The organism is Pseudomonas sp. Q12-87, from assembly GCF_001269755.1.
Lineage (GTDB): Bacteria > Pseudomonadota > Gammaproteobacteria > Pseudomonadales > Pseudomonadaceae > Aquipseudomonas > Aquipseudomonas fluorescens_S.
Genome location: NZ_LHVI01000029.1, coordinates 182672 through 196980 on the forward strand (window position 1 = coordinate 182672; position 14309 = coordinate 196980).

The window sequence follows — 14309 nt, forward strand, 5'->3', positions numbered from 1 at the left end:
CCTATATGAATAGATCTTCCGCGTTGCTCCTCGCTCTTGCCTTGCTCAGTGGCTGCCAGTCCATGGCTCCCGTTTCGACGGACGGTACGCCGCCGGTCGAAGACAGCGCGCAGGCCCCTGAAAAACCCAAGGTCTACGGCTCGTTCAGCGAAGAAACCATCTTCAGCCTGTTGAGCGCCGAACTGGCGGGCCAGCGCAATCGCTTCGACATTGCGCTGGATAACTACGTGACCCAGGCCATCAATACCCAGGACCCGGGCATCTCCGAGCGGGCGTTTCGCATCGCCGAATACCTGGGGGCCGACCAGCCTGCGCTGGATACGGCGCTGATCTGGGCCAGAAATGCCCCGGACGACCTCGAAGCGCAGCGCGCCGCTGCCGTGCAACTGGCGCGGGCCGGGCGCTACGACGATTCCATGACCTATATGGAGAAGGTCCTGCTGGGCAAGGGCGACACCCACTTCGATTTCCTTGCGCTGTCCGCCGCCGACACCGACCAGGAAACCCGCAACGGGCTGATGAAAAGCTTCGATCGCCTGTTGCAGCGTCATCCGAACAACAGCCAGCTGATTTTCGGCAAGGCTTTGCTGCTGCAACAGGACGGCGACACCCAGGGCGCCCTTACCCTGCTGGAAAACAACCCGCCGGAAGCCGGTGAGGTAGCGCCGATCCTGCTGCGCGCCCGTCTGCTGCAAGGCCTGGACCGTGGCGACGAAGCCCTGCCGCTGTTGGAAAAAAGCATCAAGAAGTACCCGGACGACAAGCGCCTGCGCCTGACCTACGCCCGCATGCTGGTAGAAAACAACCGCATGGACGACGCCAAGGTGGAGTTTTCCAGCCTGGTCCAACAATACCCGGAAGACGACGAGCTGCGTTATTCCCTGGCACTGGTGTGCCTGGAAGCCAAGGCCTGGGACGAGGCCAAGGGTTATCTGGAAGACTTGATCGCTCGGGACAGCCACGTCGACTCGGCCCACTTGAATCTCGGGCGCATTGCCGAAGAACGCAACGACCCGGAGAGCGCGCTGATCGAGTACGCCCAGGTCGGGCCGGGCAATGACTACCTGCCGGCGCAATTGCGCCAGGCCGATATCCTGATCAGCAACGGCAAGACGGCCGAGGCCCAGAGTCGTCTCGCCGTGCAGCGTGATTCCCAACCGGACTACGGCATCCAGCTGTACCTGATCGAGGCCGAAACCCTGTCAGCCAACAAGCAGGGCGACAAAGCCTGGAATGTCCTGCAACAAGCCTTGAAACAATACCCGGATGACCTGAACCTGCTGTATACCCGCGCAATGCTGGCGGAAAAACGCAATGACCTGGCCCAGATGGAGAAAGACCTGCGCCTGATCATCCAGCGCGATCCGGACAACGCCATGGCCCTCAATGCACTTGGCTATACCTTGTCGGATCGCACCACTCGCTACGACGAAGCCAAGGCGCTGATCGAACAGGCCCACCAGATCAACCCGGAAGATCCGGCCGTACTCGACAGCCTCGGCTGGGTGAATTTCCGCCTGGGCAATCTCGACGAGGCCGAACGCCTGTTGCGACAAGCCCTGGAGCGTTTCCCCGACCAGGAAGTCGCCGCTCACCTGGGCGAAGTCCTGTGGGCCAACGGCAAACAGCGCGAAGCCCGGCAAATCTGGAGCCAATTCCTCAAGGATCAGCCCGACAGCCCCCTTTTGCGCAGCACTATCAAACGCCTGACCGGATCCGAGACTCTTTAAGATTATGTTTTTGCGCCATTTCATCGTCTTCAGCTTCATCGCCTTGCTCGCCGGTTGCGCGGGCTTCGGCGCCCGTGAATCCGTCCAGGGCCAGGGCAACCAAGTCCAGTGGCGCGAGCATAAGGCGCAACTGAGCGGCCTGGATGGCTGGCAAATCGACGGCAAGATCGGCATACGCGCACCCAAGGATTCGGGCAGCGGCACGCTGTTCTGGCTGCAGCGCCAGGATTACTACGACATTCGCCTCTCCGGCCCGCTCGGTCGCGGCGCGGCACGCCTCACCGGCCGGCCGGGACAGGTCTCGCTGGAGGTCGCCAACCAGGGCCGCTACGAGGCGCCCACCCCGGAAGCGTTGCTGGAAGAACAACTGGGTTGGAAATTGCCAGTATCGCACCTGAACTGGTGGATTCGCGGGCTGCCGGCGCCGGACAGCAAGAGCCGCCTGACCCTCGACGCCGACAGTCGCCTGTCGAACCTGGAGCAGGATGACTGGCAGATCGAATACCTCAGCTATGCCCAGCAGAACGGCTATTGGCTGCCCGAGCGCATCAAGCTGCACGGCAGCAACCTTGACGTCACCCTGGTGATCAAGCAATGGCAGCCGCGCAAGCTGGGGCAATGACATGACCGCTCCACGCCTGAGCTTGCCCTCCCCGGCCAAGCTCAACCTGATGCTGCACATCCTCGGTCGTCGTCCGGACGGCTATCACGAGTTGCAGACGATTTTTCAGTTCCTGGACTACGGCGACGAAATTACCTTTGCCGTGCGTCACGACGGCGAGATTCACCTGCACACCGAGTTCCAGGGTGTTCCCCACGACAGCAACCTGATCGTCAAGGCGGCAAAAAAACTCCAGGAGCAATCCGGGTGCACGCAGGGCATCGACATCTGGATCGAGAAAATTCTGCCCATGGGTGGCGGGATCGGCGGTGGCAGCTCGAATGCGGCGACGACTTTATTGGGACTCAATCACCTTTGGCAACTTGGCTGGGACATGGATCGCCTCGCGGCCCTGGGCCTGACGCTGGGTGCCGATGTGCCGGTTTTCGTGCGTGGCCACGCGGCTTTCGCCGAGGGAGTCGGGGAAAAACTCACCCCGGTAGAACCCGAAGAACCCTGGTACCTGGTGCTGGTGCCGCAAGTATCTGTAAGTACAGCAGAAATTTTTTCAGATCCACTGTTGACACGTAACTCTCCTCCCATTAAAGTGCGCCCCGTTCCCAAGGGAAACAGTCGAAATGACTGCTTACCGGTGGTAGCAAGGCGTTATCCAGATGTTCGTAACGCATTGAATTTGTTAGGTAAATTTACCGAAGCAAAACTCACCGGAACTGGAAGTTGTGTGTTTGGGGGCTTCCCAAGCAAAGCTGAAGCTGATAAAGTCTCGGCCCTTCTGACAGAGACCCTTACAGGGTTTGTAGCAAAAGGAAGCAACGTTTCGATGTTGCATCGCAAGCTTCAAAGTCTGCTCTAAACGGAATCGAGTGCTGGGCACTCGCAGCAACAGATACAGGGGCGTCGCCAAGCGGTAAGGCAGCAGGTTTTGATCCTGCCATGCGTTGGTTCGAATCCAGCCGCCCCTGCCATTTTCCTATACTCATCCAGGTATACCCTCAGCCTTCAGGTACTGCGCGTGTCCAAGATGATGGTCTTTACGGGGAACGCCAACCCCGATCTGGCTCGACGTGTCGTACGTCAGCTGCATATCCCGCTCGGTGACATTTCTGTCGGTAAGTTTTCCGACGGCGAAATCACTGCCGAGATCAATGAAAACGTTCGCGGTAAAGACGTCTTCATTATTCAGCCGACTTGCGCTCCGACCAACGATAACCTGATGGAACTCGTCGTGATGGCTGATGCCTTCCGCCGCTCCTCAGCAACTCGTATCACTGCTGTTATTCCTTACTTTGGTTATGCCCGTCAGGATCGCCGTCCGCGTTCCGCACGCGTGGCAATCAGCGCGAAAGTCGTCGCTGATATGCTCACCGTAGTCGGCATCGACCGTGTCCTCACGGTTGATCTGCATGCTGACCAGATTCAGGGCTTCTTCGATATTCCGGTAGATAACATCTACGGCTCCCCAGTTTTGGTGGATGACATTGAAGATCAGCGCTTCGAAAACCTGATGATCGTGTCCCCGGACATTGGCGGCGTTGTGCGTGCACGGGCCGTTGCCAAATCCCTGGGCGTGGATCTGGGTATCATCGACAAGCGTCGTGAGAAAGCCAATCACTCCGAAGTGATGCATATCATCGGCGACGTCGAAGGGCGTACCTGTATTCTGGTCGACGACATGGTCGATACCGCCGGCACCTTGTGCCACGCGGCCAAGGCCCTGAAAGAGCATGGCGCTGCCAAGGTCTTTGCCTACTGCACACACCCTGTGCTGTCGGGTCGAGCGATCGAAAACATTGAAAATTCCGTGCTGGACGAGCTGGTGGTCACTAACACCATCCCGCTGTCCGCTGCAGCACAAGCCTGTGCGCGTATCCGTCAGTTGGATATCGCACCGGTTGTTGCCGAAGCGGTTCGCCGCATCAGCAATGAAGAATCGATCAGTGCGATGTTCCGCTAAGGGCCCTGCCCTTCCCGTGACATCTCATTGACGAAAAGCGCCCCGCCCCGGCATTCACTGCCGGGGCGGGGCTTTTTTGCCCATACCGTGCCTGGCGCTGGTCGCAAACGCCACTCGGTCATGGCTATTTTGGAGATACAACATGAACGATTTTACTCTGAATGCTGAAGTGCGTTCCGACCTGGGGAAAGGTGCGAGCCGCCGCCTGCGTCGTCTCGCAAGCCTGGTTCCAGCTGTAGTCTACGGTGGCGAGAAAGCCCCTGAGTCCATCAGCATGCTGGCCAAAGAAGTTGCCAAACTGCTCGAAAACGAAGCGGCCTACAGCCACATCATCGAGCTGAACGTTGGCGGCACCAAGCAAAACGTCGTGATCAAAGCCCTGCAGCGTCACCCGGCCAAAGGCCACGTGATGCACGCTGACTTCGTCCGCGTTGTTGCCGGTCAGAAGCTGACTGCTGTTGTTCCAGTGCACTTCATCAACGAAGCTGCTCCGGTCAAGAAAGGCGGCGAAATCTCGCACGTGACTTCGGAAATCGAAGTTTCCTGCCTGCCGAAAGACCTGCCTGAATTCATCGAAGTCGACCTGGCTGACGCCGAAGTCGGCACGATCATTCACCTGTCCGACCTCAAGGCTCCTAAAGGCGTTGAGTTTGTTGCTCTGGCACACGGCGATGACAAGGCTGTTGCCAACGTCCACGCTCCACGTGTTGCTCCAGAAGCTACCGAAGAAGGCGCTGCAGAGTAATTTCACTCTGTCGCCGGAGTGACCGGAAACATCGCGGACTGGAACGTAGCGAGACAGCGGGCGAGAACGCGAAGTTTACTTAACGGTAGATCCGCCATTTTTGTCCGCTGTCGCAACACCGCCTGATTGCGACTTTGTTATCCACACTCCAGGAAGGGCCCCTATCGTGACTGCCATCAAACTGATCGTTGGCCTGGGAAATCCAGGCGCTGAATACGAACAGACCCGGCATAACGCAGGGGCCCTTTTTGTTGAGCGCATCGCGCACGCACAAGGCGTCAGCCTGGCGGCCGATCGCAAATATTTCGGCCTGACCGGACGCTTCTCGCATCAAGGTCAGGATGTTCGTCTGTTGATTCCCACCACCTACATGAACCGCAGCGGCCAAGCCGTGGCGGCACTCGCCGGTTTCTTTCGCATCAAGCCGGAAGAAATCCTGGTGGCCCATGACGAACTCGACCTGCCTCCGGGCGTTGCCAAGCTCAAGCAGGGCGGCGGCCATGGCGGTCATAACGGGTTGCGCGACATCATCGCGCAGCTGGGCAATCAGAATACCTTTCACCGCCTGCGGCTCGGCATCGGCCACCCGGGCGTTGCCAGTATGGTCTCAAACTTTGTCCTGGGTCGTGCGCCTCGCGCCGAACAGGAAAAACTCGATGCCAGCATCGACTTTGCCCTCGGCGTGCTGCCGGATATCCTCGCCGGTGAATGGAACCGTGCGATGAAAAACCTGCACAGCCAGAAGGCCTGACACTTATCCGAGGGGAAACACCATGGGATTCAATTGCGGCATCGTCGGCCTGCCTAACGTCGGCAAGTCCACCCTATTCAACGCCCTGACCAAATCCGGTATCGCGGCCGAAAACTTCCCCTTCTGCACCATCGAGCCGAACAGCGGTATCGTGCCGATGCCGGATCCACGCCTGGACGCACTGGCAGCTATCGTCAACCCCAAGCGCATCCTGCCGACCACCATGGAATTCGTCGACATCGCAGGGCTGGTGGCGGGCGCGTCGAAAGGCGAAGGCCTGGGCAACAAGTTCCTGGCCAACATCCGCGAAACCGATGCCATTGCCCACGTGGTGCGCTGCTTCGAAGACGAGAACGTGATTCACGTTTCCAACAGCGTCGACCCGAAGCGCGACATCGAGATCATCGACCTGGAACTGATTTTCGCCGACCTCGACAGCTGCGAGAAGCAACTGCAGAAAGTCGCCCGCAACGCCAAGGGTGGCGACAAGGACGCCGTCGTCCAGAAAGGCCTTTTGGAGCAGCTGATTGCCCACTTCACCGAAGGCAAGCCTGCACGCAGCCTGATGAAGAACATGGGTACCGATGAGAAGCTGGTGATCAAGGGCTTCCATCTGCTGACCACCAAACCGGTCATGTACATCGCCAACGTCGCTGAAGACGGTTTCGAGAACAACCCGCACCTGGACGTGGTCAAGGCCATCGCCGAAGAAGAAGGTGCCATGGTCGTTCCGGTCTGCAACAAGATCGAAGCGGAAATCGCCGAGCTGGACGATGGCGAAGAAAAAGACATGTTCCTCGAGGCCCTGGGCCTGGAAGAGCCTGGCCTGAACCGCGTAATCCGCGCTGGCTACGAAATGCTCCACCTGCAGACCTATTTCACCGCCGGTGTCGAAGAAGTCCGCGCCTGGACCGTCCGCGTTGGCGCTACCGCGCCGCAAGCCGCCGGCGTTATCCACACCGACTTCGAAAAAGGTTTCATCCGTGCCGAAGTCATCGCCTACTCGGATTTCATCCAGTACAAAGGCGAAGCCGGCGCCAAGGAAGCTGGCAAATGGCGCCTGGAAGGCAAGGAATACATCGTCAAGGACGGCGACGTGATGCACTTCCGCTTCAACGTCTAAGCCGCCCTGCTGCACCGCTTCGACGCAGCGTTCAAAAAGCCCCGCTATCGCCCCGCGATGCGGGGCTTTTTTGCGTTAAGGCATTTCATTGCAATTTCAGAACCGTCCGACATCAATCCGTCGCCCGATCCCCTAGCCTGCGCTTGCTTGAACGGCAGTGACGTGTACCGTGGTGTCCGGCCAGCGCCACATGATAAAGGAAGCATCATGGCAAACCCCTACCGCGAACTTTTCTCCGCCCCGGGCGCCATCGGGTTAGTAATCACGAGCGCTATTGCCCGCCTGCCACAGGCAATGATCGGCATAGGCATCATCACCATGTTGGTTCAGCAGACAGGACTTTATTGGCTGGCAGGCGCGGTCGCCGGTACTTATACCCTGGTGACTGCGCTTATCGGTCCACACGTGTCGAAACTTGTCGACCGGCGAGGACAGCGCCAGGTTCTGCCCCCGTTGGCAGCCTTCAGTATCAGCATGCTGCTCGCGTTGATCGTTGCCGTGTACCTGAGCGCTCCCGCCACGCTGTTGTTTATTCTTGCGGCATTGGCGGGCACGATGCCAAGCATGCCCGCCATGATAAGGGCACGCTGGATGCAGCTTTTCCGTGGCAAGCCACTGCTACACACCGCCTTTTCCCTGGACACAGTGATAACTGAACTGGCCTTCGTTATCGGTCCACCGCTTGCCATCGGTTTGAGTGTCGGTTTTTTCCCTCAAGCCGGGCCGCTGGTCGCAGTCTTGTTGCAGGTGGTCGGCGTGGCGGCGTTTCTTATGCAGCGGCAGACAGAACCGAAGGTGGTCGTGAGCACAGGAAAGCGCGCGGGGTCGACCTTGCTGATTCCCGGCGTTCCAACCATTGTGCTGGCGCTATTGGCGATGGGTGTGATTGGCGGATCAGTCGATGTGGCGGTTGTCGCCTTCGCCAATGCACAAGGCTGGCCGGCATCTGCCAGTTTCATCTTGGCCGCCTATGCCCTCGGTTCACTGATCGCGGGCCTCACGTTTGGCGCTTCAAGACTGTCCATACCGATTGACCAGCAGTTTTTCATCGGGGCGCTGGTCATGGCAGTCACTGCTGCGTTGCCCATTTTTTCACCAGACGTCTACGTTCTTTCCGGGATGCTGTTCGTGGCAGGTATGGCGTTTGCACCAACGATGGTCGTCATCATGAATCTCGGTACGATGATTGTTCCGCCATCCAGGATCACTGAAGGATTTACGTGGATGTCGACCGGCGTCAGTATCGGCGTAGCGCTCGGTGGCGTATTGGCAGGCCTGGTCACCGACGCCTATGGCGCGCAGGCGGGGTTCGGTGTCGCGATTGTCGCGGGGCTGATCATGGTGCTGATTGTGCTCAACGGGCTGCGTACATTACGGGCCTCATCTGCAACCAATCACGAGATTACCTACCATTGATGTGCATTGCGGATCAGCAGTGAGCCACGACTGCGATCTGGTCCATCGCGTGGCAACGACTGCCTGCCACGCGACTTCGCATCTAGCCGTCAGGTTAATAGATGCCCCGGATCAACCTCTGGGGCCACCCCAATCAGCCCCACCTCCTGGTCGGGCGCAAAGACCATGTCGTCTTCGCTAAGGTTCTCCCGCCAGTCCCCAGCCAGCGCAATCTGGAACCAATGGCCTTGTGCGTCTGCTTCTGCATCCCTCAGATAAGTGCGGTCCAGATCCTGGTTGTAAACCATCTCCAGCGTCGTGCCCGTACCGTCTCCGAAGCCGGTATAGCCCAGGGTCGATACATCGATCCTGTCGTCAACCGTGAAGCCTTCGATCAGGTCGCTGAAGCTCTGGCTGTCAGTACGGTAGCTGTCCTCGGTGGAGAGGTAGCGGAACACATCGTCGTTTTGGTGGTTATCGGTCCAAAGCGAGATGTCCGCCCTGTCTCCACCGTTGAGGCGGTCGGCACCTGCGCCGCCTATGATGACATCAGCGCCAGCGCCGCCATTGATGAAGTCATTGCCGTCCAGGCCATAGATGACTTCCGACAGCGCAGAACCGGTAATCGTCTCTTTGCCAGACGAGCCTTCAATGGTCGGCGCGGTGAAGACCAGGTTGCTGCTGTCCAACTGCCCAACCAGGTTGCCATCCAAGACCAGTTCAAACCGTTGTCCAGAGGCATCCGCATCGTAGCTCTTGAGGTAGGTGCGAGTACCGTCTTCGCTGGCCGAGATTGCCAAGGTGCCGTCATGGCCGTTGCCAATGCCGGTGAAGCCCAGGGCAATCAGGTCAATCCGGTCCTGGGAAACGTCGAAGTCCTGGACTCGGTCGCTGTTGTTTTGCGTAGCGGTGCGGAAGCTGTCGCCCAATTCAGTAAAGCGCAAGATATCCGCGCCAGCGCCACCTTGCAGGACGTCGCGCCCGCCGTTGCCCTGGAGCACATCATCCCCCGCCAAACCGTGGATGATTTCAGCGGCATCGCTACCCAGCAGGATTTCCGCACCGGCGTATCCGTCCACATGGAGCTTGCCGTCCTGGCTGCCGAAGCTGGAATCCACACTGCCATCCGCGTTCAAGCGGATGACACTGAAATCCCCGCTGTTCGTGCCGGCGGCGAGAATCTTGCCATCGGCTTGTATCGTCAAAGCCACCGGCGTGCCAGCCTCGAAGGTCACCCTGCCATCAGCGCCAAAGCTGGAGTCAAACGAACCGTCGGCGTTGAGCCGTGCCACGGTCGTCAAGGTATCGCCGCCGCCATGGCCCATCACGATGATCTTGCCGTCAGCCTGCACGGTGACCACTGAGTCTTCGCCAAACCCCATGGCGGAGCTCAAGTGAAGGACTCCGTCATCACCGAAACGGGGGTCCAACTGACCGTCGGGGTTGAAGCGCTGCAGGGCGTAAGTCGGGTCACCGATGCCGGCGGCATTGTAGGCAGCCCCGACTACAACGCCTCCATCGGCCTGCACCGCCGTGGAGATACTTCCGTTGTAGAACTCGTCGGTGGGGATGCTGACGGTCAGAACGCCATCGTCGCCAAAGCCATCGACGTAAGTGCCGTCATTGTCGATCTTGGTCACTGACGCCTGGTCAAACCCGCGGGCGCTGACCTGAAATGTGCCGTCCGTGTTGGCCGTCAGGTCGATGTCCTTGAACTCATGGTTAATGTTGACTGTAACAGCGCCGTTTTGGCCAAAGGTTGTGTCACGCGTCCCGTCGCTGTTGAAACGCTCCACTCGTACGTCGGTATTGAGCGCTATGGCGACAAGCATCTTGCCATCGGGCTGCACCGCCGTCAGCTCGTAGCGCGACTCTGGGGCTGTCGTGGTCGGTATGATGTCGACGCCACCTTCATGGAAGCTGGTGTCCAGACTGCCATCGGCGTTGAGGCGGATCACGGAGTAGTTCTGTTCGTAGCCGTAGCTTTCCTCGCCTGGCGCCCCGGGGTATCCCCATGCCAGGTACTCGGTATAGCCGGCGACCAATACCTTGCCGTCCGGCTGGATAATGATGCTCTGGTTATCATCGAACTGGCCGGTGAGATCGACTTGGACAGTGCCCGGCCCAGTCCTCACGGTATGGGTACTTGCCATCGTGTTATCGGTAGTTGCCATGGGTTAATCCTTTAACAGGTTTGGATCCGTCACTTTAGTAGAGCAGTAAGGATTTGCACGCCTCACTATCGTTGAAGCGGACAGAGATCGACCAATGGTTTGTTATTGCCGCTTGGCTTCGCTATTGAACTAAGGAACATGCGCATCACCGCTTCTTTAGTTACGCAGCTCAGCTAACTTCTATTAAATATGTAACGTTACCGCCATGAAAAAGCCGCGATAATTCGCGGCTTTTTCATGGGTGCTAGTTGTCGGGCGTGTTCTAACGCCTGGCTAGAACAGGTACCCAATGTAGATCGCACCACCCCCGCCCGCCTGCAGGCCAGCGTTCATGCCAGCCATGACCAGCGCCCCCTTGGCCGATTTCGCCAACTGCCGGTTGACCGTGGTGGACGCAATCAACGAAGTGGCCGGGTTGGCACTCAAGGCCACCGACAACGCCAGCAACTTGGGATCGAGCCCGAACAACAGCGCCGTGGCTGAAGCGCCGACCACCAGGCCACCTGCCACCTCGGTGTACATGCACGGCCCGGTGATGTCATCGCTGGTCAGGTCGCGACTGGCCAAGGCATCGCTGACAAACACCTTGCCGAAGCTCGGAAAAGCCTCTGCCGCACCGGCTGCTCCGACGCTCTTGCCCTTGACCTGGATATTGATCTTGCCGAAACGCGGCAGCCGCGCGCCGAATCCAGCCCCCACCCCAACGCCGCCGTAGCGGTAGCTGACGTCCTCGCCTTGGGGGGAACGCAGGATGATCGAGCCGCCACTGCCCGCCACCATGACCACGGTCAGGCCGCCGCCGCTGGCGGTCTGGTACTGCCAGCGACTTTCGTTGACCGGCAGGGGAATGTTGAAGCTCATACGTTCAAAGTCCTTTATGTGAATGAACCGCACCGTGACCGCGATGGCGAATGGCTTTTGCCAGACCGGCGAAGGTAAACAACAGGCCAAGGCATCCCAGCAGCCCGGAAGGCCCCCACAGTGCCCCCGCATCATCGACGACAGCTGTGCCGGCCGGTTGCTCTGGCAAGTAATGCACGCGGACCGACTGGCCCTGTTGATAGCCGAAGATCAAGCCGCCTTGGGGATAAGAGATATTTTCGCCAGTGCCGGTGGTGAAGGCGATTTCAGGATGCGAACCGCCGGCATTCAAATGGCTGACAGAGCCATCGGCGGTCTGTGCGTGAGTCAGGAAGTCGCGTCGGTCCAGCGTGAGGTTGAGGGCAATGCCCAACAAGCCGATACCGATCAGGGCAAAAAGCACGCCCAGCAATAGTTTCCCGAGGTGTGACGGGGTGTCGTTGGCCATGACTGTCTCGGTATTCGTCCATGAAAAAGGGTGGGCAGGATAGCAAGAAGCTTCGCCGTGCCGCACCCTCAAGTGAAACTTATCCGTGCGTTTCCTGCCGCTACGCGGCGCTTCGGCCTGCCTTGACCTTGAAGCGTCCCAACACGCGCTGCATCAGCGAGGCTCGCGCAGAGAGATCCTTGGCGGCCACCGCACACTCTTGGGAGCTCGACTGGTTTTTCTGGGTCACCTCATCGATCTGCTCAAGCCCCAGGCTCGCCTGCTGCAAACCCGAGGCTTGCTCGCTGGAGGCTTGGTAGATCAGCGAAACCAGGCTGGAGACCGCATCGGTGCCACTGACGATGTTCTTCAGCGACTCAGCGGTCCGGCCGGCAATGACCATGCCGCGCTGGGTCTTGCTGGAGGAGTCGGCGATCAGTGCGGCCGTCTGCTGGGCGGCCTCGGCGCTGCGCGCGGCCAGGCTGCGCACTTCGTCGGCCACCACGGCAAAACCACGCCCAAGCTCGCCCGCCCGGGCCGCTTCGATGGCCGCGTTCAAGGCCAGCAGGTTGGTTTGCGCGGCGATGTTATCGATGGTGGTAATGATCGCCGTGATGTCCTTGCCGGAATTATCGATTTCGGCCATTGCGGCTATCAGTTCGCTCATCAGTTTGTCGCTCTCCCCCGCATCGGCGCGTGAAGCCTGGGATTGCTCATCGGCTTTCTTGGCGTTGGCGGCATTGTCCCGGGTCTGGGCGGCCATTTGCGTCATCACTGCGCTGATTTCGGTGATGGACGAAGCCGAATTGGACGCGCCGTCAGACAGCGACTGGCTCAGATCTGTCACTTGTGCGGAGCTGCCGGTGATCTGCGTGGCGCTGGCCTGGACCTCGGAAATCAGTTGGTTCAGATTGCTGACCATCTTTTCCAAGGACTTGCCGAGAGTGTCGTGGGGCGAAGACAAGCGGACCTCCAGGTCCAGGTCGCCTTCGGAAATACGCTCGGCCACCCTCACCTGCCGCTGCAGGCTTTCAGACATGTCGTTGAGGGCCACGGACAACTGCCCGACTTCATCTTCGGACTTCTGCACCAAGCGCCGGGAAAAATCCCCCAGGCTGATGTTGGCAGCCAAGGCTGCGGCTTCGCGGATCGGCCCGACGATTTTTGCGGCAGCGAACCACAGGGCGGCCAAGGCCAATAGGGAGATGACGATTCCTACCGACACCTGCCAGATGCTGTTGTCGAGGCTGCGCGCCTGCAGCTCTTGCTCCAAGGCGATGGCCTGGCTCATGACCACGGCCTTGGGCAGGCGAATCAACACAGCCCAGGGTTTGCCGGTACGGCCAAGGCTAATGGGCATCAGTACTTCGATATCCTGCGTTTGCGGATTGAGCACCCCATCGCCGCGACCGCCCTGGATGTCGCCGAGCACTTTTTCCCAGGATTCAGGCAACACGGCCTTGATGGGTTGACCAATCAGGTCGGTGCGCCGGCTGTCCGCGACCACCAGCCCTTGGTTGCTGAGGATCGAAACCGTGCCTTTACCGCCATAGAGATCGGCGGACATCTGCTCGCTTAGCTTCTGGATAAAGGCGATATCGAAGTCGGCCCCGACCACGCCGTAGAACTTGCCGTTGGCGACAATCGGCACCGACAAGGTGGTCAGCCAGACGTTTTTGCCCTGGACCACATAAGGAATGGGATCGAGCACGCTTTCCTTCAGGGTGTCGCGTGGTCCACTGTACCAACCGCCCTTGGGCACGCCATTGGGATGCCGGTCCGCCGAGTCATATTCCACTAACGGCTGCACCGCGACATGCCCATCCGCGCTGCGCGTCCAGTAAGGCGTGAAACGACCCGTCTGGGGATTATTGCCGTCTTGAGCATTGCGAAACGCGAGATCTTGCCCGTCCAGCGCATTCGGCTCCCAGCAGGAATAAGTGCCGTTGAAGTCGGGATTGTCCTTGAGGACGCCGAACAACACGCTGTTGATCTGCTCACGTCCCAGTGCCAACGGACTTTGCGCGGCCTTGCTGGCGGCAAAGGTATTGGCCATGGTGCGGGCCGCATCCAGTGCATTCTGCAGCTTGGCCTGGATGGCGTTGGCACGGGACTCGGCCAGGTTCTGGATTTCCCGGATCGTCGATTTTTCAACCAGCGCCGAGACTTCTCCGGCCACGTATTGCTCATTGGCCCTAGCGGTAAAGAGCCCGTAGACCACCAGGCTGATGGATGAAACAAACAGGCAAATGCCTGCCGTGACACAAATGCGTGCCTGCAATGACTTGAACTTCATATCATCCCCTGCCTGATTCTTGTTTATTGCCAACGTTAAAGACGACGGTGTTTAACTCATGCACGACGCGGCGAATAACAATCGATCACGGCTATTTACGCTGGCCACAAGACACTCGCCTTGAAGGATTCAGCGATACAGCTGCTTATTGATATTTGAAGCATGGCAGGTTGGCGTAATCCCTCTATCTGCCTGAAAAGCAGTAAAGGTGTCCAAATCAAGAACCAGGGG

General features: G+C 59.0%; 12 protein-coding genes, 1 tRNA gene and 1 pseudogene. 9 read left to right on the forward strand and 5 right to left on the reverse strand.

Going from position 1 to position 14309, the window contains the following annotated elements:
* The first annotated feature begins 5 nt into the window (after positions 1-5).
* The 9 genes from AD663_RS22620 (at position 6) to AD663_RS22660 (ending at position 8341) form a co-directional block, all read left to right on the forward strand.
* A complete protein-coding gene (locus tag AD663_RS22620) occupies positions 6-1730 on the forward strand; it encodes a tetratricopeptide repeat protein (protein WP_053214572.1) in 1725 nt (574 codons plus the stop codon).
* A 4-nt stretch (positions 1731-1734) separates the two neighbouring features.
* Complete coding sequence (gene lolB / locus AD663_RS22625) at positions 1735-2352, forward strand: lipoprotein insertase outer membrane protein LolB (protein ID WP_003185367.1); 618 nt, start codon at positions 1735-1737, stop codon at positions 2350-2352.
* Position 2353: 1 nt separating this feature from the next.
* Positions 2354-3205 (forward strand): 4-(cytidine 5'-diphospho)-2-C-methyl-D-erythritol kinase, encoded by an 852-nt coding sequence (gene ispE, locus AD663_RS22630; protein ID WP_053214573.1) that lies wholly within the window; start codon positions 2354-2356, stop codon positions 3203-3205.
* 37 nt (positions 3206-3242) lie between these two features.
* Positions 3243-3317: transfer RNA gene (locus AD663_RS22635), tRNA-Gln, on the forward strand.
* Positions 3318-3364: 47 nt separating this feature from the next.
* Entirely contained in the window at positions 3365-4306 is a 942-nt protein-coding gene (locus tag AD663_RS22640; protein ID WP_003171603.1) for a ribose-phosphate pyrophosphokinase, read from the forward strand.
* A gap of 142 nt (positions 4307-4448) precedes the next feature.
* Entirely contained in the window at positions 4449-5051 is a 603-nt protein-coding gene (locus tag AD663_RS22645; protein WP_003185372.1) for a 50S ribosomal protein L25/general stress protein Ctc, read from the forward strand.
* Between the two features lie 166 nt (positions 5052-5217).
* Entirely contained in the window at positions 5218-5802 is a 585-nt protein-coding gene (pth, locus tag AD663_RS22650; RefSeq protein ID WP_003185374.1) for an aminoacyl-tRNA hydrolase, read from the forward strand.
* Between the two features lie 22 nt (positions 5803-5824).
* Entirely contained in the window at positions 5825-6925 is a 1101-nt protein-coding gene (gene ychF, locus AD663_RS22655) for a redox-regulated ATPase YchF (RefSeq protein ID WP_003185376.1), read from the forward strand.
* A 207-nt stretch (positions 6926-7132) separates the two neighbouring features.
* Positions 7133-8341 (forward strand): MFS transporter, encoded by a 1209-nt coding sequence (locus tag AD663_RS22660; protein WP_003185378.1) that lies wholly within the window; start codon positions 7133-7135, stop codon positions 8339-8341.
* A gap of 89 nt (positions 8342-8430) precedes the next feature.
* Here AD663_RS22660 and AD663_RS22665 read toward each other — a convergent pair whose 3' ends face one another.
* The 5 genes and pseudogenes from AD663_RS22665 to AD663_RS29690 all read right to left on the reverse strand — a co-directional run.
* Entirely contained in the window at positions 8431-10494 is a 2064-nt protein-coding gene (locus AD663_RS22665; protein ID WP_053214574.1) for a calcium-binding protein, read from the reverse strand.
* A 273-nt stretch (positions 10495-10767) separates the two neighbouring features.
* The gene (locus AD663_RS22670; RefSeq protein ID WP_003185382.1) at positions 10768-11355 is read right to left on the reverse strand and encodes a hypothetical protein; all 588 of its coding nucleotides are present in this window, start codon (positions 11353-11355) and stop codon (positions 10768-10770) included.
* A 4-nt stretch (positions 11356-11359) separates the two neighbouring features.
* Positions 11360-11803, reverse strand: a complete 444-nt coding sequence (locus tag AD663_RS22675; protein ID WP_033046277.1) for a DUF3592 domain-containing protein — start codon at positions 11801-11803, stop codon at positions 11360-11362.
* A gap of 100 nt (positions 11804-11903) precedes the next feature.
* Positions 11904-12821: a methyl-accepting chemotaxis protein gene (locus AD663_RS29685; protein ID WP_371261231.1), complete on the reverse strand. Its 918-nt coding sequence runs from the start codon at positions 12819-12821 to the stop codon at positions 11904-11906.
* A pseudogene (locus tag AD663_RS29690) lies at positions 12816-14078 on the reverse strand (HAMP domain-containing protein); the annotation flags it as partial. The pseudogene AD663_RS29690 and the gene AD663_RS29685, both read right to left, overlap by 6 nt.
* Between the last annotated feature and the right edge of the window lie 231 nt (positions 14079-14309).